Source organism: Sulfitobacter sp. IGS-18, assembly GCF_059628195.1.
Window position 1 is genome coordinate 3440079 of sequence record NZ_CM184556.1, and the last position, 23082, is coordinate 3463160.

A 23082-nucleotide genomic window follows, 5' to 3' on the forward strand; every position below is an offset into this window, starting at 1 on the left:
AGGCATCAAATTGGCGGGACATCGACATCCCGCTGACAACAGAGAGGAAGACAATGAAGCATCTTACACGTACCGGTAAACCGCTGCCGCAATCCATTCTGGATTCCGCCGAGGCCGCAAAAAGAGATCCGGTCAACCGCAGGGAATTCCTGGCGCTCGCCAGTGCATTCGGTGCGACCGCCGCCACCGCCTATGGCATGATCGGAATGACGCCGCCGGCCTACGCCGATGCGCATGCCAACATGAAAGAGGGCGGCACCGTCCGCATGCAGATGGAAGTCCGCGCCCTCAAGGACCCGCGCACCTACGACTGGTCGCAGATCGCGAACTTCTCGCGCGGCTGGCTGGAATACCTCGCCATCTGGGAAAACGACGGTACATTCAGCCCCGCCCTGCTGGAAAGCTGGGAAATCAACGACGACGCCACCGAATACACATTGAACGTCCGTCAGGGCGTCAAATGGAACAACGGTGACGATTTCACCGCCGAAGACGTGGCGCGCAACATCACCGGCTGGTGCGACAAGTCGCTCGAAGGCAACTCCATGGCGGGCCGTTTCGCGTCGCTGATCGACGAAGAAACCGGTCAGGCCCTCGAAGGTGCAATCGAAGTGGTCGACAGCCACACCGTCAAGCTGAAGCTGCCGGTGTCCGACATCACCCTGATTCCCGGCATGGCCGATTATCCTGCGGCCATCGTGCCCGCGGATTTTGACGCCAACAACATGGTCGACAACCCCGTCGGCACCGGCCCCTACCTGCCTGAATCGCTCGAAGTGGGCGTGAAGGGTGTGCTGGTCAAGAATCCCGATCACACCTGGTGGGGTACAGAGGTCTATGGCGGGCCCTACATCGACCGGCTGGAATACATCGACTACGGCACCGATCCTTCGGCCTGGATTGCCGCGGCGGAGGCCGAGGAAGTCGATGCCTTCTATTCCATGGAAGGCGAATACATCGACATCATGAGCACGCTGGACGGCTGGGTCGAGAACGAGATCGCGACCGCCGCGACCATCGTCATCCGGCCCAACCAGCTGGCCGAAGTCGATGGCAAGCGCCCCTACGAGGACAAGCGTGTCCGCCAGGCCATCGCGATGGCGGTAGACAACGAGATCCTGCTGGAACTCGGCTATGCCGGGCGCGGCATCGTCGCCGCCAACCACCACGTCGGCCCGATGCACCCGGAATACGCGGAACTGCCGCCGCTCAAGGTCGATCCCGCCGCCGCCAAGGCGCTGATGGACGAAGCAGGCTACGGCGATTTCGAGCACGAGCTGTTCTCCATCGACGATGCCTGGCGCAAGGACACCACCGACGCGGTGGCGGCGCAGCTGCGGGACGCGGGCATCAACGTCAAGCGGACCATCCTCCCCGGCTCCACCTTCTGGAACGACTGGACGAAGTATCCGTTCAGCTCCACCAACTGGAACGCGCGTCCGCTGGGCGTACAGATCTGGGCGCTGGCCTATCGCACGGGCGAGGCGTGGAACGAGTTCGGCTATTCCAGCCCCGAATTCGACGCGCTCCTGTCCGAGGCGCTGGCAACAGCAGATGTGGACAAGCGCCGCGAGCTGATGGCCAAGGGCGAAGCGATGCTGCAGGAGGATGGCGTGACGATCCAGCCCTACTGGCGGTCGCTCTACAACCACACCCGGGAAGGCCTGGTGGGTGCCGCGCACCACATCGGCTTTGAATACCATCCGGCACGGATGGCCTGGACCGGCGACGCCTAAGCACCGATCCCGTCAAAAACACGGGGGCCGCGTTCATCGCGGCCCTCAGATTGCTGACAAACCCGGAAACGGCTGCCGCCGGAGGTAAATCGTTCTTCTGCGCTCAGCGTTTCGTTTTCGAACGAAGGGCCGCGCCCGAGCCTGGGAGGGCGCATTGAGACGCGCATTCGGAGCGCTTCCCTTACAAATATCAATGTTGTCAGTGTGATACGAGAAGTCACCAAAAGCGCCCTCCCGTTTTGCCGGAGGCAAACCTTCGGTTTGACGGGAGGGTCGGGCGCGGCCCGGGCTGACACCCGGGCCAAGGCTTGTGGCTGGCGTCGTGGAAGAACGATTTCGTTGTTTCGGGGGGGGGCGGGTGCAGGAACGTGCTTTTTCAGCAGCCTCAGGGCCGCGTTCATCGCGGCCCTTTTTCTTTGGCGTGGTCGCACCCTGTATCGAAACAGATTTCAGGCAGCGTTACGTGATTCCGCTCTCTCGCATGACGCTTTAACGATTGGCGTCCAAATGCTCCGTTACCGTCTTCCTGCGCCGCATGGCATCGGGCTTTTCACAAGCCTGACCGGGATCCCGGAGCTGCGGCGCAGCCTTGTGTCGGCTCTGTTTCAGGTAGCGCAGGCAACCACAATCACCCAAGCGCGACAGGTCGTTCAGACCGCCGCCTTGCGCATCTCGTCGAGATAGATTTCCCGCAGGCGCGGCGCCACACGACCCGGCGTACCATCGCCCAGCGCCACGCCGTCGATCTCTACCACCGGCATGACAAAGGCCGAAGCCGAGGTGGTGAAGGCCTCATCCGCCTCCTTGGCCTCGTCGATGGTAAAGTTGCGCTCTTCCACTTCCATCTGCGCCTCGCGGGCGAACCGCAGCACCGCCGCACGGGTGATGCCGTGCAGGATGTCGTTGCTGAGGGCGCGGGTGATGATCTTGTTGCCCTTCACGATATAGGCGTTGTTGGAGGTGCCTTCGGTCACGAAACCATCCTCGACCATCCAGGCATCGTCGCAACCGGCCTTCTTGGCCATCATCTTGCCCATGGAGGGATAGAGCAGCTGCACCGTCTTGATGTCGCGGCGACCCCAGCGGATGTCCTCGATGCTGATGACCTTGGCCCCTTTCCGCGCCGCCGGATTATCGGCCAGGCCGGGCTTGTTCTGGGTAAACAGGACAACGGTCGGCTCGGTCTCGGGCGCGGGATAGGCGAAATCGCGATCGCCGTCGGAGCCACGGGTGATCTGCAAATACACCAGACCCTCGTCGATCCCGTTCAGGCGCACCAGCTCGCGGTGCACCTCCAGCAGATCATCCTTGCTGATCGGGTTCTTCATCTCCAGCTCGTTCAGCGAGCGGCTGAGGCGCACGGCATGGCCGTCGAAATCAATCAGCTTGCCATCCAGCACGGATGTAACCTCATATACGCCATCAGCCATCAGGAACCCCCGGTCAAAGATCGAGACCCGCGCCTCGTCCTCGGGGAGGTATTCGCCGTTCACATAGACTGTCCGCATCTTCTCAATCCTCTTTCAGCGGGCGACGCCCGTCCTGTTTTGTCCGGGTCCGACATGGCCCGGACGCCGCCGCCTGTCCATCCCTTTTGCGGTCCCGGTGCCGCCCGTTCGGCGCTGAAAAGCGCCACTGGAGCTTTTCCGGGACGCGCCTCACCCCCAAAGTGCGGCGAGCGGCGGGTGCACCCCGGCATCGTCGAACGTCAGGGCATTTTCGCGGTCCTCGCCCAGAAGCAGCGGCCCGTCAAGATCAACCACACGCGCCCCCTGGGCGACCAGTGTCGCAGGCGCCATCGCCAGCGACGATCCGACCATGCAGCCAACCATCACGTCGTATCCTTCGGCCAGCGCCGCCGCCCGCAGTTCCAGCGCCTCGGTCAAACCGCCGGTCTTGTCCAGCTTGATGTTCACCACATCGTATTTGCCTTTGAGATGCGGCAGGCTCGTCCGGTCGTGGGCGCTCTCGTCCGCGCAGACCGGCACCGGCCGGTCCATCCCGATCAGGGCGTCATCCTCGCCCGCGGGCAGCGGTTGTTCCACCAGCGCCACCCCAAGGCGGACCAGATGCGGGGCAAGGTCGGCATAGACCGCCGCCGACCAGCCTTCGTTTGCATCCACGATAATGGTCGATTTCGGCGCACCGGCACGGACAGCCTCAAGGCGGGGCATATCGTCCGGCGTCCCCAGCTTGATCTTCAACAGGGGGCGATGGGCGTTTTTCGCCGCCTGCGCCCGCATTTCCGCAGGTTCGGCCAGGGACAGGGTATAGGCGGTGATCTCGGGCCCCGGTTCCGGCAGACCGGCCAGTTCCCACACCCGCTTGCCGGCGCGCTTTGCCTCAAGGTCCCAAAGGGCGCAATCCACCGCGTTGCGCGCAGCACCTGCGGGCAAAAGATCATAAAGGCCCGCGCGGGTCAGATTGCCGCTCAACCCCTCGATCTGCGCCGCGACACTGTCCAGCGTTTCATCATAGCGCGCATAGGGCACACATTCTCCCCAGCCTGTCACGCCATCCGCGTGGATGTGCACCGTCAGCACCTTCGCTTCGGTCCGCGAACCGCGCGATATGGTAAAGACCTGTGCCAGCGGAAAGACATCCCGGCTCACTTCTATGCGCATGACCGCTCCCCTTTTTGGCCAAAAATATCCAATCCCGGACGCGCTGCGGTCGCGACGGTCAAAGGACTTCCAGCGCCTCGGCCAGGCGCGCGGCACCGTGGCGGAACGGATCGACCGCAGGCAGGCCCAGTTCGGCCTCTACCTTCCTGAGGTATTCGTCTGCTTCCTGCTCGGACAGATGCTGGGTGTTCACCGAAATGCCGACGACCTTGCAATCCGGGTTGGCCACCCGTGCCAGGGTCAGCGCCACGTCGCGCACCGCTTCCAGCGAAGGCGGCGTGTAATCGGGCAGGCCCCGCATATGCGGGCGCGTCGGCTCGTGGCACAGGATCAGCGCATCGGGCTGACCGCCATGGATCAGCGCAAGCGTCACCCCGGAGTAGCTGACGTGGAACAGGCTGCCCTGCCCCTCGATGATGTCCCAGTGATCGGGGTCGTTGTCAGGTGTCAGGTATTCCACGGCACCGGCCATGAAATCGGCAATCACCGCGTCCAGCGGCACGCCGGAGCCGGTGATCAGGATGCCGGTCTGCCCGGTGGCCCGGAAGGTGCTTTTCATGCCGCGCTCGCGCATCGCCACGTCCAGCGCCAGCGCCGTGTACATCTTGCCCACTGAACAATCCGTACCAACCGCCAGAACCCGTTTGCCGGTCCGCTTTTTGCCATTGGCGATCGGGTATTCCACGTTCGGCACCCGGACGTCATGCAGGGTGCGGCCGTTGACCTGGGAGGCGGCGACCAGCACGCCTTCATTGGCCAGCAGATTGTGCAGGCCCGACGCCAGGTCGAACCCCATGTTCAGCGCTTCTACCAGCACCTCTTTCCAGGCCGCGGAAATCACCCCGCCCCGGTTGGCCACGCCGATCACCAGCGTCTTGGCACCGGCTTCCTTTGCCTCCGCCAGGGTCATGTCCTTGAGACCCACATCCGCCTTGCACCCCGCCATGCGGAACTGGCCCACTGCATTCTCGGGGCGCCAGTCCTTGATGCCCTGGGCCACCTTCGCGGCAAGCTGGTCAGGCGCATCGCCAAGGAACAACAGATATGGGGTCTCGATCATGGCAGGCTCTCCAATAAGGTGGTTTGTCGCATCTTCCGCCATGTGGCACGCAAATCGATTGCAATTCTGCAAGCGACAGCGTCACGACGACAAGTTTCCAGCGTCAAGCCTGATATATGTGCAAGAATATTGCAACCGCCGCGCCAATGAAATGCTGCACCTGCGAAATCCGGCTTGCAGCTTGCTGCGCAATTTAATACCTGATTGCATCAGGAAAATCGTAATATTATTTCGCCACGAAGGAATCCGCCATGTCTTTCCGCATCCAGCCCACGCCGCCCGCCCGCCCGAATCGCTGCCAGTTGTTCGGCCCCGGCTCCAACAAGAAACTCTTTGAAAAGATGGCGGCCTCGGCAGCGGATGTGATCAATCTCGATCTGGAGGATTCCGTAGGGCCCAATGACAAGGACATGGCCCGCGCCAATGTGATCGAGGCGATCAACACCGTCGACTGGGGCAACAAGACCCTTTCGGTGCGCATCAACAGCCTTGATACGCCCTACTGGTATCGCGATGTGGTGGATCTTCTGGAACAGGCCTCAGAACGGCTCGACATGATCATGATCCCGAAAGTGGGCTGCGCGGCGGACGTCTACGCCGTCGACGCACTTGTGACGGCGATCGAGGCCGCCAAGGGGCGCACCAAGCGGATTGCGCTTGAGGTCATCATCGAATCCGCCGCCGGCATCGCCCATGTTGAGGAGATCGCCGCATCTTCCCCCCGGCTTGAGGCGATGAGCCTTGGGGCCGCAGATTTCGCGGCCTCCATGGGGATGCAGACCACCGGGATCGGCGGCACGCAGGAAAACTACTATATGCTGCACGAGGGCCAGAAACATTGGTCCGACCCCTGGCATTGGGCGCAGACCGCCATTGTCGCCGCCTGCCGGACCCATGGCATCCTGCCGGTGGACGGCCCCTTTGGCGACTTCTCAGACGACGAAGGCTGCCGGGCGCAGGCGCGGCGCTCTGCCACCCTGGGCATGGTCGGCAAATGGGCCATTCACCCGAAACAGATCGCAATCTCCAACGAGGTCTTCACCCCCTCGGAAGAAGCGGTCACCGAAGCGCGCGAAATTCTGGCCGCGATGGAGCAGGCCAAAGCCAATGGCGAGGGGGCGACGGTCTACAAGGGTCGCCTTGTCGATATCGCCAGCATCAAGCAGGCCGAAGTGATCGTGCGCCAGTCAGAAATGATTGCGAACAGCTGAATTCTGCCTTCAACCTGCCGGGTCGGCCCCTTTTGACAGGGGGCCGGCTCAGACCATCTGCTGCTGCGCCGGGGGCAGCTGATCGGCGGCATCGCTGCCAAAGCTGACCCGATGCTGGTAGATCGCCATGGCCACAACCGTGCCAAGCATGCCCGCGAGAATGTAATTTACCAGCGCCATCTTTGGCCCCTTTACCAACATATTTCCGCCTTAATCCAAGGCCCACCCTTCGCCTGACCCGGGGTTTTCGCAAGTAAAACAAGGAAAACACACTGTTTCCGCGAGGTTCTTCGCCTTAATTGCGCCGCATTCAGCCAATTGTCGCCGGTGGCGAAACACGGGGGTACGCACGCGCGCGCCCGCCGCCCCGCTGCCGCCGCGTTGCAAAGCGCCGCAACTGCGGCCATATATCGGGCAACAAGGCGGAGCATTACATGACGCAGTATCTGGATTTTGAGAAACCCCTGGCAGAGATCGAGGGCAAGGCGGAAGAATTGCGCGCCATGGCGCGCGAAAACGGGGAAATGGACATCACGGCCGAGGCCAAGGCGCTGGATGCCAAGGCAGCCAGCCTGCTTGAGGAAATCTATGGCTCTCTGACCCCCTGGCGCAAATGTCAGGTTGCCCGGCACCCCGAGCGTCCGCATTGCGAACACTACATCAAGGCCCTTTTCACCGAATTCACGCCGCTGGCAGGCGACCGCAACTTTGCCGACGATCTGGCGGTCATGGGCGGCCTTGCGCGTTTTGGCGACCGCCCCGTCATGGTGATTGGTCATGAGAAGGGCAATGATACCAAGTCCCGGATCGAGCGGAATTTCGGCATGGCCCGCCCCGAAGGTTACCGCAAGGCGGTGCGCCTGATGGAACTGGCCGGCAAGTTCGGCCTGCCGGTGATCACGCTGGTGGATACGCCCGGGGCCTATCCCGGCAAGGGGGCCGAGGAACGTGGCCAGTCCGAGGCGATTGCACGTTCCACCGAGAAATGCCTGCAGATCGGCGTGCCGCTGGTGAGTGTGATCATCGGCGAGGGCGGATCGGGCGGCGCTGTCGCCTTTGCCACCGCCAACCGGGTCGCGATGCTGGAACATGCGGTCTATTCCGTGATCACCCCTGAGGGCTGCGCATCGATTCTCTGGAAGGATTCCGAAAAGATGCGCGAGGCCGCAGAGGCCATGCGCCTGACCGCCGATGACCTGCGCAAACTGGGCGTCACCGACAGGATCATCACCGAACCGAAAGGCGGCGCGCACCGCGATGCCCCTGCCGCGATCAAGGCCGTCGGCAGCGCAATCGCCGCCATGCTGAAAGAACTCGACGGCAAGGATGCTGCCGCCCTGATCGCCGACCGCCGCAAGAAATACCTGGACATGGGCGCCAAGGGCCTGGCCGCCTGACGCCCCCTACCATTTGATGCGAAACCGTGGTCCCGGTTGCGGGACACGGTCGAACCCCATGGCGACATAGGCCTCCTGCGCGGCCAGGTTGCCCGGATCGGTCCCGACCGCCAGAAACCGGCAGCCCCGCGCCTGCGCAACGCCGATGCAGGCGTCGACCAGGGCGCGCCCCACACCCTGCCCGCGCATGTTGTCCCGGATGAACAGGTGATGCAGGTCCATGCCACGCACGCCGAACTGCAATTGGGCAAGCGGGCACAGCGCGGCATAGCCGGACAGGCCCTGTGCCGCTTCGGCGACAAGGACACTCAGCCAGGGATGCGCACCCAGCGCATCGCGGGCAAGGTCGTCAAGCGTAAGCTGCGCGGTATCGCCATGGTGCCGGGCAAGGTGGCAAACCATGGCATGAACCTGCGGCAGATCGTTTTCGGTGACAGGTCTGATGAGAGGCATTGAAAAGCTCCGTTCGGGCCGACCGCACGGAGGGGCCGCGCGTCAGGCGGCCAAATGTTTCTGAATAGGGAAAGGACCGCGCTTATTGGGTGCGGCGATAGTAGCGCTGGGTCGTGGTACGGCGGTTTTCCATAGGGGTAATTTGCGACCGGACAGGTGATGTGTCAACGCCACACCGCCGAAGTTGTGAAGCTGCCTGAATTGCAAACCCGCCCCCGCATCACGATATTTGTATCAGAGGGCGTCTGAGACCACCTCTTGGCCCCTAGGCGCCTTCCGGATCACATCGGAAAGGAGCCAGTCATGTACAAACGCATTCTCACCGCTGCCCTGCTCTTCGGGATGGCCTGCACCGGGCCCCCGGCCTGGGCCCTGACCTGCGCCCCGCGCGAGGCGCTGGTGGCGCGGCTGACGTCGGAATATGCCGAAACGCTGACCGCGCGGGGGTTGCAGAACGGCGCGGCCCTGATCGAGGTTTGGAGCTCGGAAGAAAGAGGCAGCTTTACCATCCTGCTGACCCGCCCGGACGGCATAAGCTGCGTGATGTCGGCAGGCACCCACTGGATGATGGAAAAGCCGATCGTCACCACCGGCGACGCTGCGGGCTGAGGCCGCGGCGGCAAGGGCAAGTTTCCGCGGCTTGTCTCCGGCTGAAGGGCTACCGCGCCAGCATCCGCAGGCCCTGCGTCACGTCGGACCGCACTGCCAACCGCAGACCGGGTTCATCCCCTGCACGCAGGGCGGCAATGATCAGCCGGTGAAACTGCGGCGGCTCGGTACGGCGCAACCGCCCGTAAAGCGCGCGCATCGTCGGCCCCATCTGCAACCAGACCGTTTCGGCCATGGCAAGCATCGCCGGCGCCTGCGCACGCAGGTAAAGCGTGCGGTGAAATTCAAGGTTGGTGCGGATATAGCTCACCGCATCGCGCTGCGCGACGGCCTCACCCACCGCATTGTTGATGGTCTGCAACCGTTCGATCAGCGCCAGATGTGCGCGCGGCAGGGCCCGGCTTGCCAGTTCCACCTCGATCAGGGCGCGCAGGGCCGCCAGTTCCTCGATCCGGTCGCTGGACAATTCCGGCGTCGAAATCCGCCCCGAGGTCGACATGGTCAGCGCTCCCTCGGCGGCCAGGCGACGCACCGCCTCGCGCGCGGGCGTCATCGACACGTTGTATTCCTTGCCGATGCCGCGCAGGGTCAGCGCCTGACCCGGCGGCAGATCGCCGTGCATGATCCGGCTGCGCATCCGTCGATAGACACGGTCATGGGCTGGCGGCGTGGCCTCGGCAGGGCGGCGGTTCAGGTTCATGAGGTTTGTGTGATCACAAATTTTCACCCGGTCAAGCGATTTGAAGGCACTACAGACCGCCGGATCAGAACCGATAACGGTGCAGGCCACTGCCATGTGTCCGCAGCCAGCGCCGGGGCGGATCATAATCACCGTAGAGCCGCGTGACCTCGGCCCAGAAGGCGGGCGAGTGATTCATCTGCGCCAGATGCGCAACCTCATGCGCGGCGACATAGTTGAGCACCTCGGGCGGCGTCATGATCAGGCGCCAGGAAAACATCAGCGCCCCGTCGCTGGTACAGGACCCCCAGCGCGACCGCGTGTCCCGCAGGGTCAGGCGGCTGTATCCCAGGCCAAGCTGCGCGGCATAGGCGTCGCTGGCCGCTGCCAGCCGGTCCCGCGCCACCAGCTTGAGATGGCTGGCAAGCCGCACACCCACGCGCTCCTCCGGCCCCGGCACGGCGATGACGTCAGCCCCGATCTGCACCCGGCGCCCCTGCCCCCGCGCCACCTTGAGCATCTGACCGGCCACCGGCACCTCGACCCCCGGCAACACCTGCAGATCTGCACCACGCGCATCCAGATGCTTGCGAATCCATCCTTCCTTGCTGCGCGCAAAATCCAGTGCCTCCCGCTCCGCCAGCCGTTTCGGCAGCGTCAGCGTGACCCGTCCGTCCAGTTGCGAAATGCGCAGGGAAATACGCTTTGCCCGTGCGGAACGACGCAGGATCAGGGGAATAGGCGGGTCGCCGGACAGGACAGGATCGCTCATCAATCGGACTCTACTCGGACAAGGGGCTAAAGCCTTTGACAGTCTCCCCCTCATATGGCACTTGCCCTGAATCATCTACACGCAAACGCAATTTTCAGAAGGGGTGTTCCATGCCCAACGAAGAATGGGGAACCAAGCGCCTGTGCCCCACAACGGGCAAGCGCTTCTACGACCTCAACAAGGATCCGATCGTCAGCCCCTACACGGGTGAAGTGCTTGAGATCGACGCATCCAAGTCGCGCATGATCGCCGCCGACGCCGAGGATGCCGAAACAGCCAAGGCCAAGAAGGCCGAAGTCGAAGATGATGTGATTCTGGACGATGACGACGATGTCGATGTCGATCTGGATGACGATATCCTGGACGACGACGACGATGATGATGACACAGTGCCGCTGGACGACATCGCGGATGTGACGACCAACGACGACGATTGAACCATTTGCGGTGGCGGGAGTGGATTTTCCACTTGATCCCGCCCCCGCTTGCGCCTAATCACGCACCACCAAACGGACCGCAGACAAGACGCGGACCTGAATGGGGCATTAGCTCAGCTGGGAGAGCGCCTGCATGGCATGCAGGAGGTCAGCGGTTCGATCCCGCTATGCTCCACCATTCCTTTCTTCGTAAGAGACCAGATAGGTTTGCCTTTCTCGTCAGGGGATTTGCCTCTGGCCGGATGGCCTCTGTCGTATTGGTCTTTTGCTGCGTCGGGCCATCGCCTGCGCGCCTCGCCGCCGTTGACCGGCCCTTTGCAATGCCCGAAATCAGGCCGGAGATACCAGTATCCTGATATGCCAGGTGATCGCGTTTCGATATCCCTGCTGTTCCAGCAGGCTGATCTTGGATTGCCACCGGGCCGGGCAGACCACCAGAATCGCCCGATCGCCCCGCTCTGCACGCGCCGCTTCCGCCGCCGAAAAGAGCGCCGCTGCTTCCGGCCCGGAGCTGGCGCGCATTTGCCTGTCTTCAAAGGCATCGTGGAAAAAATCGTCTATCACCCCGACATCCGAAATGTCATGGGCTGCCGGGAAATGCAGCGCGGTCGCGGGCTGCGAGATGGCATAGCCCCGGATGCCCCCTTCGTCCTCCGAAACGAACATGTCACGGTCCTCCAGCGACAGGCTCCGCCGCATCCAGGATCCAAAACGTGCGTCCGCCTCCTCATGTGGTTGCCAGAACAGGTGATGGATGTTGTCCAGAACGCGGCGGTGCAGGGCGCTTGCCCTGACAATCCCGGGGATGTCGCCACCGGTTGCTCTTCGCACCTTTGCCCCGGCAGTCTGCCCCCGCAGCCCGGATTTCGCGAAATACGCAGTAAGTCGGTCATAGCCCTGCGCGGCATAGGTCTCCTGCCAATCCCCGCCCTCCACGCCGGAGGCCAGAAGGATCACGGCGCCCGCTTCGATCAGGTCGGCTTCAGCGGCTCTGAACAGCGCGCGCCGGGTCTCCGCCGGGGCATCCGGCACAACAAAGCAGTCTTCCATGATCAGGCCGGGCGGCCCGAATGCGCCCGCATAGATCGGCGGCACCGGCAACAGGATGGTATGGGCAACACCAATGGCCTTGCCCCCATCCTCGGCGATCAGCCATTGCTGCCGGAACGGTGGCTGCGCAGCCTCCATCGCCGCTTTGACGGTTGATCGGATCTTGTCCCGGGCCGCCTGATCCAGCTTCCACAAATCGGGATCAAGGGCGTGCCGTGCCTCAGCATCCGCAAGCAGCAGCTCCGAAACAGCATCAAGGTCGCGCAGCTTGGCAGGTCGGATTGCAAGGGACATGGGGAGCCTTTCCTGTTCGCGGGGCATGATGGGTCGCGCACAACCGATTGCAGAAACGGAACGAATTGACAAAGCAGGAAATTTGCTTGCGATGTTAGAAAAACTAACAGCTTGGCAACCCGATGCAAAACCTCAATCTTAACGCCCTGCGCGTCTTTGCCATGGCCGCCCGGCATGGCAGCTTTCAGAATGCGGCAGAGGTGCTGAACATCTCGCACGGCGCGGTCTCCCAGCGCATCAAGCAGCTTGAGGCCGATCTGGGTGTCATCCTCTTCAACAGGAAACCGCGCGGCGTTTCACTGACCCACAAGGGCAGGACATACTTTGATGCCGTGGAACGGGCGCTGACGATCCTGACAGAGGCCACCACCGACCTGCAACAGCCCGGTCGCCAGATCACGCTGCACATCGGGGCGTCATCCGCCTCGAAATGGCTGATGCCCCGGATGGATGCATTCAACATGCGCCATCCCGACATTTCGCTGGAAACACAGATCCACAGCACCCTGCTGCAACGCAATCTGGGCCGCAATGAAATCGCCATATGGCCTGCCAGAACGCCAAAACCGAATGCGGCCCACCATATCCGGCGCCTCTGCGAATTGCGGCTCGTGGCCCTGTGCAGCCCGGATTTCCCGCTCCCCGACGGGCCTGTCGACCTCGGAACCTTGCTGACCTTGCCGCTGCTGCAGGATGCCCATCACCGCTGGAAACAGCTGATCGAGGCATCGGACCATCAGGGGCCGCAACGGATACTGAACTTCGGCAGCGCGGCCCTTGCCGTGGACGCCGCCATTCAGGGGCATGGCATCGCCATCGCCCCGACATACATGACAGAGGCTGATATCCGCGCCGGTCGCCTGAAACAGATATGGCAGCTTTCGGAACCATCGGGCGAATTCCTGTTCCTGTCCTGGTCCAGACACCACGCCCACGACCTGTCGCTGCGGCAAACCTTGTCCTGGGTTCTCTCGGAATTCGGATGTGATGAAACATTGGCCAGGGGATGACAGCCATCACGCATTGGCCCATGAGCAGAGCCAGATTGCGCCCCTGCCCCATTCCCAGCTAAAAGAGCCTGTCCCAGTGCAAGGCGTCCGATGAAACCACTGACCCTCACCTCGCTTGCCGAACTGGCCGACCTGACCGTCGATACCATCATCGACGTGCGCTCCCCCGCGGAATTTGCAGAAGACCATATGCCCGGCGCCATCAACCTGCCGGTGCTCTATGACGCGGAGCGCGCCGACGTGGGCACAATGTACAAACAGGTCTCGCCCTTTTCTGCGCGCAAGGTCGGCGCGGCGCTGGTGGCGCGCAATACCGCAACACATCTTGACGGACCGCTTGCGGACAAGCCAGGCGGCTGGCAGCCATTGGTCTATTGCTGGCGCGGCGGTCAGCGCTCCGGGGCCTTCGCCACCATCCTCGACCAGGTCGGCTGGCGCGTCACTCTGTTGCAGGGCGGCTATCGCAGCTATCGGCGTCTTGTGGTGGATGCGCTTTATGACCGGGCGCTGCCGCACCGTATCGCGCTGGTCTCCGGCGGCACCGGCACCGCCAAGACGGAAATGCTGCACCACCTGCAGGAGGCAGGCGCGCAGGTGCTGGACCTTGAGGGGCTGGCCCGGCATCGCGGCTCCCTTTTCGGGGCGACAGAAGTGGCTCAACCCAGCCAGAAGATGTTCGAAAGCCGTATTGCCAGCGCCCTTGGCCGTCTTGAGCCCTCCCGCCTGACCTGGGTGGAGGCCGAAAGCAGCAAGGTTGGCAACCGGATCATCCCGCCCGCGCTCTGGACCGCGATGTGCGCCGCCCCAAGGGTCGAAATCCATGCCCCCTTGCAGGCCCGCGCGACCTATCTGTGCCGCGCATATGCGGAGCTGAAGGAAGACCCCGCCCGCCTGCACCGCCAGATTGATCACCTGCGGCCCTACCACGCGGCCAAACAGATCGCGCAATGGCAAGAGCAGGCCGACACCGGCGATTTCGTCGCGCTGGCCGAGGGGCTGATGCAGACCCATTACGACCCGCGTTATGAAAAGGCCAATGCATCCGCCCCCGCGCCGATGCGCCGGCTTGATCTGCCCGATCTTGAGGCCGCAACCCTGCGCGCCGCAGCCGCCCGGCTGACGGCGGATTTCACGTAACCCGCAAGGCACCCGCGCCGGACCACAGCCGCCCGATCAGATGGCCGTCACACCCCTGGGCAGCAAGGGCGACCAGCGTCGCCTCCGCCAGCGGTTCCGGCACGGCGGCCAGCAGCCCGCCCGCCGTCTGCGGATCGAACAGCAGCGGATCGGCGCGCCCGCTCACCGGCGCATTCACCCGGTTTGCCGCCATCAGGGAGGATGCGACGCCCGCGCCGGACAGGGCCTGCGCACCTGCAAAGTAAGGCACCCTGTCGCCCCAGATCTCCACATCCAGGCCAGAGGCCCGGGCCATCGCCGCAAGATGCCCGGCCAGCCCAAAGCCGGTCACATCCGTCATCGCATGGGCCACCCGCGCCAGGACTTTGGCCTCGCGGTGCTGGGGCCGTGCCATGACCGCCAGTGCCGCCGCCAGATCGCGGCCATCGGCCTGCCCGGCCATGTCAGCAGCCAGCAGCACGCCTGACCCGACCGGACGGGTCAGGATCAGCAGATCACCCGCCAGAGCGCCCCCCTGCGTCAGCGGCATGTCGTCCCGCAGGCCGGTCACGGTGAAGCCCAGCGTCAGCTCCGCCCCCATGGTGGTATGGCCCCCGACCAGCTGGGCGCCCACCTCGGCCATCACCTCCTGCGTCGCCTGCGTGATCTCTGCCAGGGTCCGCGCCTGCATCTGAACCGACATCTGCGGCAGCACGATTGACGACAGCACGGCCTGTGGTGTCGCCCCCATCGCCCAGACATCCCCCAGCGCATGCACCGCCGCGATGCGCGCCATCAAATGAGGGTCTTCGATGAAACCGCGCAGGTGGTCGGTGCTGATCACCTGGAACCCCCCGTTGGGCTGCCGCAGGATCGCGGCATCATCCCCGGGGCCGGTCACCACGTCATTGCCACTCTGGGCGATACCGGCCAGCGCACCGCCCAGCACAGCGCCATCCACCTTGGCCCCGCAACCGCCACAAAGCGGCTTGTCCGTCAGCGCCTCGGCCACGCCCTGCGCCACGGGGCCGCGCACCCGGGGCGGCGGCATCGACGGCAAGGCGCCCAGCCGGTCCATGAACGCCCGGTCGATCCGGTCCTTCCAGCGCCACATCCAGGGGGCGGAAACCGCCAGCCCGAACTTCTCCCCCACCGCCGATTGGCCGCCAAGGGAAATCAGCTTCAGATAATGCTTCTGCGGCCGGAACGCCCGCCGCCGTCCCGCCCCCAGTGCCGCGCGCAGATTGCCATGCAAGACCGGCGCCGCGCGCACCGCAAAAACACCGGCCCTGGGCCGCGGGGCATGGTCCATCTCGGCGCAATCGCCCACGGCAAAGAGCCTGTCATCCCCCATGACCCCAAGGTCCGGCCCCACCTTGATGAAACCATCGCGCTGCGGCAGATCGGTCCCGAAGATCCATCCATGGGCAAAGGCACCCGCCGCCCCCACGCAAAACCGCGCTGGCACGCTGCTGCCATCGCCCAGCACCACGCGATCAGCCTCGATCCGTGCCACCTGCACCCCGGTCCGCAAGGTCACGCCAAGCCCGCGCATGGCAGACAGCACATGGCTGCGCGCCCGGTCCCCCAGGCCCGAGACTTGCTGTCCGGCCTCGATCACCGTCACCTCGGGCAGAGCGCCGCGGTCGCGCAGGGCATGGGCCATGGCCATCGACAATTCGCAGCCCGCCACACCGCCACCGATCACCACCACCTCGGGCGCAACCGCCCCACCCTCGACACGCTCCAGAAAGGCCCGCCAGCGCGCCGCATAGACATCCAGCGGCTTGGCCCCGACCGCATGATCGGCAAATCCCGGCACATCCATCTGCGCGGTGATGCCCACGTCGATGCTGGCCACGTCATATCCCACCGGCCCGCGCCCCGCGACACGGACCTGCTGCGCCGCCCGGTCGATGGCCTCGGCGCGGCCCAGGATCAGCCGCGCGCCCGCATGACGGCACAACTTGCCCAGGTCGATCTCCAGCTCATCGCGCCCGTAATGCCCCGCCACATGCCCCGGCAACATGCCGGTATAGGGTGCCGTCGGACCGGGATTGATCACCGTCACCCGCACCCCCGGCAAGGGGTCCATCCCCCAGCTCCGCAACACCAGCGCATGGGCATGCCCGCCACCCACCAGCAGCAGATCACGGGTCAGGGGCACCGCGTTCAACACCCATCCTGCCTTTTCTTTTTGGCCATAAATATTCCCGGGGAGTTTGAGGGGCAGCGCCCCTCATCAGCAAAAATAGATCGAATGCGGCGCAGCCGCTCCTGTTCCTAACAGCGCATCTTGCCCATCGCTAATGAAAATCCCGCGACCGGGGGTGCAGATGCGCCGCCGCGCCCCCAGCGCGAAAGGCCGGCAGCAGCGTTTCATCCGCCCCCCCCGGCAGGCTATTTTTTGGCGGTTGGAAAACCCGCGGCCAGCGTCGCCCGCGCATGCGCGATCAGCTTGTCAAGCATCATGTCAAAGCTCGCCACTTCCGCCAGGCTCAGAGGCTCAAGCACCTTTTCATTCCGGTCAAGGACATGCGCCATGGCCCGATCATATAGATCAAGCCCGATCGACGTCAGCTTCAATGCCACCGCGCGCCCGTCACGCGGGTCGGTGGTATCGACGACCAGATGCTTGGCGGTCAACTGCTTGATCGCCCTGCTCAGCTGGCTCTTGTCCATCAACAGGATGTCGGCAACATCGCCCGCCCGCACCGGTTGCTGCGATCTGACCACCGCCAGCACCCGCCACGCCGTGAGGCTCACCCCGAACAACGCCTCGGACCAGCCGCTTGCTGACCGGTCTCCGATCGTTTCCAGGGTATGCAATTTGAACGTGATGACATCCGTGATGCCCGTCACCGCGGGATGTTTCCCGCGCGGGATCTCGAATGCACCCGAGGTGTCAAAATCATGTGACATTGATTGCCTCCACCAACAGCAGCCCAGATATAATGGACTTTATCCATTATATTCAAGCAAAATGCGAAACCACCCTTGTTTCGACGTTGAAAAGAACCCCATGTACAAACGTGCCTGAACAACATAAGGCCTGCCCAACCCCTTCAAAGGCCGCCTCCCCGGCCCCCTGTGCGGTGCACAGCGACCTCACGAACAGGACGGACCCCGTGATTCAGACCATTGCCGACGCCCTTGCCGCCCAAGGCTACGATACTCTTACCCCCGTGCAGGAGGCCGTGACCGACCCCGCATTGGCCGACGCGGACCTGCTGGTCTCGGCGCAGACCGGCTCGGGCAAGACCGTGGGCTTCGGCCTTGCCATCGCACCCACCCTGCTGGGCGACCAGCCCCGCTTCGGCGCTGCCGGGGCACCGCTCGCCCTGATCATCGCGCCGACCCGCGAACTGGCCATGCAGGTGGCCCGCGAAATCACCTGGCTCTACGGTCAGGCGGGGGCCGTGGTCACCACCTGCGTGGGCGGCATGGACCAGCGCAGCGAACGCAGCGCCCTGGACCGTGGCGCGCATGTGGTCGTGGCCACCCCCGGGCGCCTGTGCGACCACATCAAGCGCGGCAACATCGACCTGTCCACCCTGCGCGCCGTGGTGCTGGACGAGGCTGACGAAATGCTGGACCTCGGCTTTCGCGAAGAGCTGGAGTTCATCCTCTCGGAAGCCCCCGAAGACCGCCGCACCCTGTTGTTCTCGGCCACGGTCCCGGCGGCCATCGCCAAACTGGCGCAATCCTACCAGAAGGACGCCCAGCGCATCAGCACCACCGGTGAGGCGCGCCAGCACGCGGACATCGAGTACCGCGCGCTGAACGTGCATCCCCGCGACACCGAAAACGCCATCATCAACGTGCTGCGGTTCTACGAAGCCAAGAATGCCATCGTCTTCTGCAACACCCGCGCCGCCGTGGCGCGGCTGACCACCAAATTCACCAACCGCGGCTTTTCCGTCGTGGCCCTGTCGGGCGAGTTGACGCAATCGGAACGCACCAATGCGCTGCAGGCCCTGCGCGACGGGCGTGCGCGGGTCTGTATCGCCACCGACGTGGCCGCACGCGGCATCGACCTGCCCAACCTCGAACTGGTGATCCACGCGGACCTGCCCAGCAATGCCGATACGCTGCTGCACCGCTCCGGCCGCACCGGGCGCGCGGGGCGCAAGGGGGTTTCCGCCCTGATCGTGCCGCCCAAGATGAAGACCAAGGCCAACCGCCTGCTGGGCTGGGCCAAGCTCAAGGCCGAATGGGCTGCCGCCCCCTCCGCCGAAGAGGTCAACGCCGCCGACGAGGCACGCCTGCTTGCAGACCCGGCCTGGGAAGCACCCGTGCCGGAGGAGGCCGCCGATTTCGTCGCCAACCTGGTCGCGACCTACAGCGCCGAACAGCTTGCCACCGCTTTCGTCAACCTCTACCGCGCCCGCGCCTCCGCGCCCGAGGAACTGGCCGATCCGGGATCAAAGGACGACAGCAAGCGCCCGGCCTTCGGCCCCTCGGTCTGGTTCTCGGTCAGCCAGGGCCGCAACGACGGGGCAGAGCCCCGCACGCTGCTGCCGATGCTGTGCCGCGCCGGCGACCTGACCAAGGACGACATCGGCGCAATCCGCGTGCAGGCCAGCCACAGCTTTGTGGAGATCCTTGCCAGTTCCGCCCCCAAGTTCCTCAATGCCCTCGGCCCCGACCGCACGGCAGAGGAAGGCGCGGTGGTCACCCAGCTGGACAAGGCCCCGGACCTGCCCAAGGGCGGACCGGCATCGCGCGCCCCGCGCGGACCGAAGCCCGGCGGCCCGAAGCCGCAGCGCAAACCCGCCTATGATCCCGACGCGCCATCACACAGCCGCGAACCCCGCGCCCCCCGCGATGCAGCGCCCATGGCAGAGACACGCGCGGAAAAGCCCAAATTCGACAAACCGAAGTTTGACAAACCAAGGGGCGACAAACCAAGGGCTGACAAACCAAAGGCCGACCGGCCGAAATTCGACAAGCCCAAAGCGCCCAAGGGCGAACGCCCGCCAAAGTCGCACAAGACCGAACGCAGCCCGATGAAGCCCGGTGCCGCGCCGAAGCCCAAGGCAGACGGCTCGCCCCCCAAGGCGAAACCCGTGTGGAAAAAGGACGGGCCAAAGTCTGATGCACCGCGCCGGGCTGCCCCGGCGGGCGAGGGCAAACCGGCCAAGAAAACCTATCAACGCGCGGGCGATCCCTCGAAACGCTTCACCCCGCCGCACAAGATGGGCAAGCCCGGCGCCAAACCCGCGCGCGGCAAACCCGCAGGCGGCAAGGGCGGTTTCAAGCCGAAGTAAGACGCCCGGGGCAAGGACCCGGAGTTTTCAAAAACTCCGGCCCGATTTTTTCGAAAAAATCGGCGCGACCCGCGCCGGAGGGATAACCCGCAGGGGTTATCCCTTTCCTTTCCAGGGCACCAGGAACCGCTCAGCCGCCCGCATCAGCATGTCGATGCCAAAACCGATGACGCCGATCAGGATGATCCCCATGATCACGATATCGGTGTTCTGGAACTTGGATGCGGTCATGATCATCATGCCCGCGCCCTGCTCCGCCGCAACCAGTTCCGCCGCCACAACCGTGCCCCAGCAAACCCCCATGGCGACACGCGCCCCGGTGAATATTTCAGGCAGCGAATTGGGGATGATGACATAGCGCATCACCTGCCATTTGCTGGCCCCCAGCGAATAGGCCGCATGCACCTTGGAAATCTTGACGCCCGACACGCCGGAGCGTGCCGCAATTGCCATGATCCATAGCGCCGCGAGGAACAGCAGGATGATCTTGCCCGCCTCCCCGATGCCGGCCCAGATGATCACCAGCGGGATCAGCGCAAGGGGCGGCACCGGGCGCATGAACTCCACGATCGGGTCGAACCAGCCTCTGAACCAGTTGCTCAGCCCCATCGCATAGCCCAGCGGAATCCCCACGACAGCGCCCAGCAGGAACCCCAGGATCACCCGGAACAGCGAATAGCCCAGATGTTCCAACAGCGTGAAATTGCGGAACCCGTCGCGCATGATCTGAAGCGTTCTGCTCCAGACCACTTCGGGGGCAGGCAGGTACAAAGGCTCCATCTGCCAGCCGCGCGCGGGCTGGAAATTGGGTGTCCCCTTGTCCGAGAGGGTCACGGTGCCATCCGCCGTCTGAACCGTCCCCCCGGGGGCGATCTTCTGACCGTTGATGGCAATCACCTCGGCCCCGTCGCTCTTTTTCAGCGCGTCGTTGGCATCGACGCGGATCAACCCGCTGCGCCATTGCGCAATGGCGATGGAATCGTCCTTGGCAAAGCCCTCTCCCGGCGGCACCTCGGGCGCCTCCGCAGGCGCGCCGCGCGGATGAACCACCACAGTCACCGTGGCATCGTCAGGTGCCTGCCCCGGCGCCTGGGCTGTATAGGTAAAGGTGGTTGTCCCCACAAAGGCACCCGGCGCATGCAGGAAGGAGGGCAGCAGGCTGGACCCGGTAAAGACCCCCCACATCACAAAGATCGTCAGGATCGACACCACACCGGCAACCCGGTTTGGCCGCACAGCACTTTCATCCCCGAAGGTCACTGTTTTCAACGAGGTATAATCCTGCGCCGTCTTCTGCAGCACGCGGGTCACGACAAAGGCGCTGACAACAAAGATGGCGACATAGATCGCGAGGAAGAACAGACCGGTCATGCCGCGTCCTCCTTGGTGCCCATGATCTCCTCTTCCATGTCCCAGATCATGTTGAGTATCTCTTCGCGGCGCGGCCCGAATTCGGGATGTTTCTTGACCTCCCGCAGGTCCGCATTCACGCCCAGCTCAGCAAAGGGCAGGCGGTATTCCTTGTGAATGCGCCCCGGCCGGGGTGCCATCACGATCAGCCGCTCACCCAGCAGCAACGCCTCCTCGACCGAATGGGTGATCAGGATGATGGTCTTGCCGGTCTCTTTCCAAAGTTTGAGCACGAGGCTCTGCATCTTCTCGCGGGTCAGCGCATCCAGCGCGCCCAGCGGTTCGTCCATCAGGATGACGTCAGGGTCATTGGCCAGGCACCGCGCCAACGCCACACGCTGCTGCATCCCGCCTGACAGTTCGTAAACCGCCTTTTCCTTGAAATCCTGCAGGCCCACCACATCCAGCAGACGATTCACCGTCTCGGCCTTGTCGTTTTTGGGCATGCCTTTCATCGAGGGGCCAAAGCCCACATTCTCCCGCACCGACATCCACTCGAACAGCGCCCCTTGCTGAAACACCATGCCGCGTTCCGCATCCGGGCCGGTGATCTGGTGGCCGTTCAGGGTCATCTTGCCGCCGGTGGGGGCCAGGAACCCGGCCACGATGTTCAACAGGGTGGTCTTGCCGCATCCCGACGGGCCAAGCACGCTCAACAATTCGCCGGCCTTGAGGTCCAGCGTCACGTTCTGCAGGGCCTGCACATGGCCGCCCCCCGGCAGATCAAAACGCATGGAGAGATTGTCGATGGAAAGTCCGCTCATCATTTCGGCTTTCTGCCCGGGGGGCAATGGGGCGGGTACACCCGCCTCAGTTTCGTTAGGTCGCCAGTTTATCGGGACCGGTGCAGAGAAATCCGCACCGGCCCCGAACCATCACGAACCGCTGTCCATCATCTCCTTGGCCGCTGTCAGCGGCGCGGTGTTGACGGCACCTTCATAGCTGTCCAGCGCCGAATCGATGGAGCCCGCCGCGACAAAGACCTCGGCCACACCTTTCATGAAGGTCGCCGCATTGCCGCCCAGCCAACGCTCGGAAAGCTGATCTTCCACGGTGGGGAACTTGAAGGTCGCAATCGCCGACCGAGCCGCTTCCAGGTCCATGCCGGATTGCTCCGCGATCTGGGCCAGCATCTCGTCACTGGGGTCGGCCGCCCATTGCGCATTGGCCTCGGCAGAGACTTTCAGGAACTTGGCCAGTTCCTCGCCGTTTTCCGCCGCATAGGACGCAGGCACGGAGGTCACGTCAAACACCAGGATGCCCAGTTCTTCCTTTTCATCGCCGGTCAGCAGAACGTTGCCATATTCCTTCATCCGCGTCAGGCCACCGCCATAGCCGCAGGCGAAATCAACCGCGCCCTGGCTCAGCGCAGCGGCACCTTCCGGCGGTGCCATGTCAACGATCTGCAGGCTGTCCAGCGACACGCCGAAGTGGTCCATCTGGCGCAGGAAGCCATAATGCGCCGCCGTGCCCAATGGCACGGCAACCTTCTTGCCCGCCAGTTCGGACGCGCTGTCCTTGTCGATCTCCAGATCGGCCTTCACCACGCAATTGTCATTGTCGGAATAGGACACGGCCACATCGACCACCTGGATGTCCTGCCCGCCCGAGACCGCCACGACGAAGGGCGGCACACCCTGGCTGATTGAAATCTGCACGTCGCCCGAAGCCATGGCGGCGGACATCGCGGTGCCGGTCTCGAAAGAGACCCAGTTGATCTTCTTGCCCAGCGCTTCCTCATAGGCACCCGAAGCCTTGGCCGCCAGCAACGGCATCGGCCATTCGAGAAAATAGGCGACGGTGATCTCGCCGGAATGGGCATCCGCCAATGCGGCCTGACCGGTCAGGGCCATCACGGCGCCGGCGACAAAACTGGTGGTGGTTTTCTTGATCATTGTAATCTCCCTTTGATCTTATTTACGGACATTGGCTGCCCGTTATTGGGTCGTATCGT

General features: G+C 63.9%; 21 protein-coding genes and 1 tRNA gene. 9 read left to right on the forward strand and 13 right to left on the reverse strand.

Annotation, left to right across the window (positions count from 1 at the left end):
• Positions 1–53: 53 nt before the first annotated feature.
• Entirely contained in the window at positions 54–1736 is a 1683-nt protein-coding gene (locus ACWNZ3_RS16720; protein WP_274576037.1) for an ABC transporter substrate-binding protein, read from the forward strand.
• Between the two features lie 650 nt (positions 1737–2386).
• On the opposite strand, the gene ACWNZ3_RS16725 is transcribed toward ACWNZ3_RS16720, so the two are convergent.
• From ACWNZ3_RS16725 to dgcN, 3 genes are all read right to left on the reverse strand, one after another.
• Positions 2387–3244, reverse strand: a complete 858-nt coding sequence (locus ACWNZ3_RS16725) for a D-amino-acid transaminase (RefSeq protein WP_269365975.1) — start codon at positions 3242–3244, stop codon at positions 2387–2389.
• 150 nt (positions 3245–3394) lie between these two features.
• The gene (gene dgcA / locus ACWNZ3_RS16730) at positions 3395–4360 is read right to left on the reverse strand and encodes an N-acetyl-D-Glu racemase DgcA (protein ID WP_496900621.1); all 966 of its coding nucleotides are present in this window, start codon (positions 4358–4360) and stop codon (positions 3395–3397) included.
• 58 nt (positions 4361–4418) lie between these two features.
• On the reverse strand, positions 4419–5420 hold the full coding sequence (gene dgcN, locus ACWNZ3_RS16735; RefSeq protein ID WP_269365978.1) for an N-acetyltransferase DgcN: 1002 nt from the start codon (positions 5418–5420) through the stop codon (positions 4419–4421).
• 251 nt (positions 5421–5671) lie between these two features.
• Between dgcN and ACWNZ3_RS16740 the strand changes: the two genes are divergently transcribed.
• The gene (locus ACWNZ3_RS16740; RefSeq protein ID WP_269365981.1) at positions 5672–6631 is read left to right on the forward strand and encodes an L-malyl-CoA/beta-methylmalyl-CoA lyase; all 960 of its coding nucleotides are present in this window, start codon (positions 5672–5674) and stop codon (positions 6629–6631) included.
• Positions 6632–6679: 48 nt separating this feature from the next.
• Here ACWNZ3_RS16740 and ACWNZ3_RS16745 read toward each other — a convergent pair whose 3' ends face one another.
• On the reverse strand, positions 6680–6811 hold the full coding sequence (locus tag ACWNZ3_RS16745; protein WP_269365983.1) for a hypothetical protein: 132 nt from the start codon (positions 6809–6811) through the stop codon (positions 6680–6682).
• Positions 6812–7065: 254 nt separating this feature from the next.
• Between ACWNZ3_RS16745 and ACWNZ3_RS16750 the strand changes: the two genes are divergently transcribed.
• A complete protein-coding gene (locus ACWNZ3_RS16750) occupies positions 7066–8028 on the forward strand; it encodes an acetyl-CoA carboxylase carboxyltransferase subunit alpha (RefSeq protein WP_269365984.1) in 963 nt (320 codons plus the stop codon).
• 6 nt (positions 8029–8034) lie between these two features.
• Here the strand turns inward: ACWNZ3_RS16750 and ACWNZ3_RS16755 are convergent, their stop codons facing one another.
• The gene (locus ACWNZ3_RS16755; protein ID WP_269365986.1) at positions 8035–8481 is read right to left on the reverse strand and encodes a GNAT family N-acetyltransferase; all 447 of its coding nucleotides are present in this window, start codon (positions 8479–8481) and stop codon (positions 8035–8037) included.
• A gap of 303 nt (positions 8482–8784) precedes the next feature.
• Between ACWNZ3_RS16755 and ACWNZ3_RS16760 the strand changes: the two genes are divergently transcribed.
• Entirely contained in the window at positions 8785–9090 is a 306-nt protein-coding gene (locus tag ACWNZ3_RS16760) for a hypothetical protein (RefSeq protein WP_496900622.1), read from the forward strand.
• Between the two features lie 49 nt (positions 9091–9139).
• Here ACWNZ3_RS16760 and ACWNZ3_RS16765 read toward each other — a convergent pair whose 3' ends face one another.
• Complete coding sequence (locus tag ACWNZ3_RS16765) at positions 9140–9790, reverse strand: GntR family transcriptional regulator (protein WP_269365989.1); 651 nt, start codon at positions 9788–9790, stop codon at positions 9140–9142.
• 64 nt (positions 9791–9854) lie between these two features.
• Entirely contained in the window at positions 9855–10541 is a 687-nt protein-coding gene (locus ACWNZ3_RS16770) for a M48 family metallopeptidase (protein WP_269365991.1), read from the reverse strand.
• Positions 10542–10651: 110 nt separating this feature from the next.
• Between ACWNZ3_RS16770 and ACWNZ3_RS16775 the strand changes: the two genes are divergently transcribed.
• Positions 10652–10978 carry a TIGR02300 family protein gene (locus ACWNZ3_RS16775; RefSeq protein ID WP_114273717.1) on the forward strand — a complete coding sequence of 109 codons (327 nt, stop codon included), beginning with the start codon at positions 10652–10654 and terminating at the stop codon, positions 10976–10978.
• A gap of 102 nt (positions 10979–11080) precedes the next feature.
• Positions 11081–11156 (forward strand) — tRNA-Ala (locus ACWNZ3_RS16780).
• Between the two features lie 152 nt (positions 11157–11308).
• Here the strand turns inward: ACWNZ3_RS16780 and ACWNZ3_RS16785 are convergent.
• Positions 11309–12322 (reverse strand): GNAT family N-acetyltransferase, encoded by a 1014-nt coding sequence (locus ACWNZ3_RS16785; RefSeq protein WP_496900623.1) that lies wholly within the window; start codon positions 12320–12322, stop codon positions 11309–11311.
• A 122-nt stretch (positions 12323–12444) separates the two neighbouring features.
• Here ACWNZ3_RS16785 and ACWNZ3_RS16790 point away from each other — a divergent pair, with 122 nt between their 5' ends.
• Complete coding sequence (locus ACWNZ3_RS16790) at positions 12445–13332, forward strand: LysR family transcriptional regulator (protein WP_496900624.1); 888 nt, start codon at positions 12445–12447, stop codon at positions 13330–13332.
• 90 nt (positions 13333–13422) lie between these two features.
• Positions 13423–14469, forward strand: a complete 1047-nt coding sequence (gene mnmH, locus ACWNZ3_RS16795; protein ID WP_496900625.1) for a tRNA 2-selenouridine(34) synthase MnmH — start codon at positions 13423–13425, stop codon at positions 14467–14469.
• Here the strand turns inward: mnmH and selD are convergent.
• The gene (gene selD / locus ACWNZ3_RS16800; RefSeq protein WP_496900626.1) at positions 14462–16624 is read right to left on the reverse strand and encodes a selenide, water dikinase SelD; all 2163 of its coding nucleotides are present in this window, start codon (positions 16622–16624) and stop codon (positions 14462–14464) included. The two genes, mnmH and selD, sit on opposite strands and share 8 nt — an antisense overlap.
• A gap of 224 nt (positions 16625–16848) precedes the next feature.
• Positions 16849–17370, reverse strand: a complete 522-nt coding sequence (locus tag ACWNZ3_RS16805) for a MarR family winged helix-turn-helix transcriptional regulator (RefSeq protein ID WP_496900627.1) — start codon at positions 17368–17370, stop codon at positions 16849–16851.
• 206 nt (positions 17371–17576) lie between these two features.
• Here ACWNZ3_RS16805 and ACWNZ3_RS16810 point away from each other — a divergent pair, with 206 nt between their 5' ends.
• Positions 17577–19718: a DEAD/DEAH box helicase gene (locus ACWNZ3_RS16810; RefSeq protein WP_496900628.1), complete on the forward strand. Its 2142-nt coding sequence runs from the start codon at positions 17577–17579 to the stop codon at positions 19716–19718.
• Between the two features lie 96 nt (positions 19719–19814).
• Here ACWNZ3_RS16810 and ACWNZ3_RS16815 read toward each other — a convergent pair whose 3' ends face one another.
• The 3 genes from ACWNZ3_RS16815 to ACWNZ3_RS16825 all read right to left on the reverse strand — a co-directional run bounded on the left by ACWNZ3_RS16815 (position 19815) and on the right by ACWNZ3_RS16825 (position 23023).
• Positions 19815–21089, reverse strand: a complete 1275-nt coding sequence (locus ACWNZ3_RS16815) for an ABC transporter permease (RefSeq protein ID WP_269366002.1) — start codon at positions 21087–21089, stop codon at positions 19815–19817.
• Positions 21086–21892, reverse strand: coding sequence for a taurine ABC transporter ATP-binding protein (locus ACWNZ3_RS16820; RefSeq protein ID WP_269366003.1), 807 nt, complete (start codon positions 21890–21892; stop codon positions 21086–21088). The genes ACWNZ3_RS16815 and ACWNZ3_RS16820 overlap by 4 nt, the downstream gene beginning before the upstream one ends.
• A 111-nt stretch (positions 21893–22003) precedes the next feature.
• Complete coding sequence (locus ACWNZ3_RS16825) at positions 22004–23023, reverse strand: taurine ABC transporter substrate-binding protein (protein WP_496900629.1); 1020 nt, start codon at positions 23021–23023, stop codon at positions 22004–22006.
• Positions 23024–23082: the final 59 nt, after the last annotated feature.

Bases quoted from the DNA above. Each gene is read 5' to 3' on its own strand.
- ACWNZ3_RS16720 (WP_274576037.1), top strand. From the start codon at position 54: ATGAAGCATCTTACACGTACCGGTAAACCGCTGCCGCAATCCATTCTG.
- ACWNZ3_RS16725 (WP_269365975.1), bottom strand. From the start codon at position 3,244: ATGCGGACAGTCTATGTGAACGGCGAATACCTCCCCGAGGACGAGGCG.
- dgcA (WP_496900621.1), bottom strand. From the start codon at position 4,360: ATGCGCATAGAAGTGAGCCGGGATGTCTTTCCGCTGGCACAGGTCTTT.
- dgcN (WP_269365978.1), bottom strand. From the start codon at position 5,420: ATGATCGAGACCCCATATCTGTTGTTCCTTGGCGATGCGCCTGACCAG.
- ACWNZ3_RS16740 (WP_269365981.1), top strand. From the start codon at position 5,672: ATGTCTTTCCGCATCCAGCCCACGCCGCCCGCCCGCCCGAATCGCTGC.
- ACWNZ3_RS16745 (WP_269365983.1), bottom strand. From the start codon at position 6,811: ATGGCGCTGGTAAATTACATTCTCGCGGGCATGCTTGGCACGGTTGTG.
- ACWNZ3_RS16750 (WP_269365984.1), top strand. From the start codon at position 7,066: ATGACGCAGTATCTGGATTTTGAGAAACCCCTGGCAGAGATCGAGGGC.
- ACWNZ3_RS16755 (WP_269365986.1), bottom strand. From the start codon at position 8,481: ATGCCTCTCATCAGACCTGTCACCGAAAACGATCTGCCGCAGGTTCAT.
- ACWNZ3_RS16760 (WP_496900622.1), top strand. From the start codon at position 8,785: ATGTACAAACGCATTCTCACCGCTGCCCTGCTCTTCGGGATGGCCTGC.
- ACWNZ3_RS16765 (WP_269365989.1), bottom strand. From the start codon at position 9,790: ATGAACCTGAACCGCCGCCCTGCCGAGGCCACGCCGCCAGCCCATGAC.
- ACWNZ3_RS16770 (WP_269365991.1), bottom strand. From the start codon at position 10,541: ATGAGCGATCCTGTCCTGTCCGGCGACCCGCCTATTCCCCTGATCCTG.
- ACWNZ3_RS16775 (WP_114273717.1), top strand. From the start codon at position 10,652: ATGCCCAACGAAGAATGGGGAACCAAGCGCCTGTGCCCCACAACGGGC.
- ACWNZ3_RS16785 (WP_496900623.1), bottom strand. From the start codon at position 12,322: ATGTCCCTTGCAATCCGACCTGCCAAGCTGCGCGACCTTGATGCTGTT.
- ACWNZ3_RS16790 (WP_496900624.1), top strand. From the start codon at position 12,445: ATGCAAAACCTCAATCTTAACGCCCTGCGCGTCTTTGCCATGGCCGCC.
- mnmH (WP_496900625.1), top strand. From the start codon at position 13,423: ATGAAACCACTGACCCTCACCTCGCTTGCCGAACTGGCCGACCTGACC.
- ACWNZ3_RS16805 (WP_496900627.1), bottom strand. From the start codon at position 17,370: ATGTCACATGATTTTGACACCTCGGGTGCATTCGAGATCCCGCGCGGG.
- ACWNZ3_RS16815 (WP_269366002.1), bottom strand. From the start codon at position 21,089: ATGACCGGTCTGTTCTTCCTCGCGATCTATGTCGCCATCTTTGTTGTC.
- ACWNZ3_RS16820 (WP_269366003.1), bottom strand. From the start codon at position 21,892: ATGAGCGGACTTTCCATCGACAATCTCTCCATGCGTTTTGATCTGCCG.
- ACWNZ3_RS16825 (WP_496900629.1), bottom strand. From the start codon at position 23,023: ATGATCAAGAAAACCACCACCAGTTTTGTCGCCGGCGCCGTGATGGCC.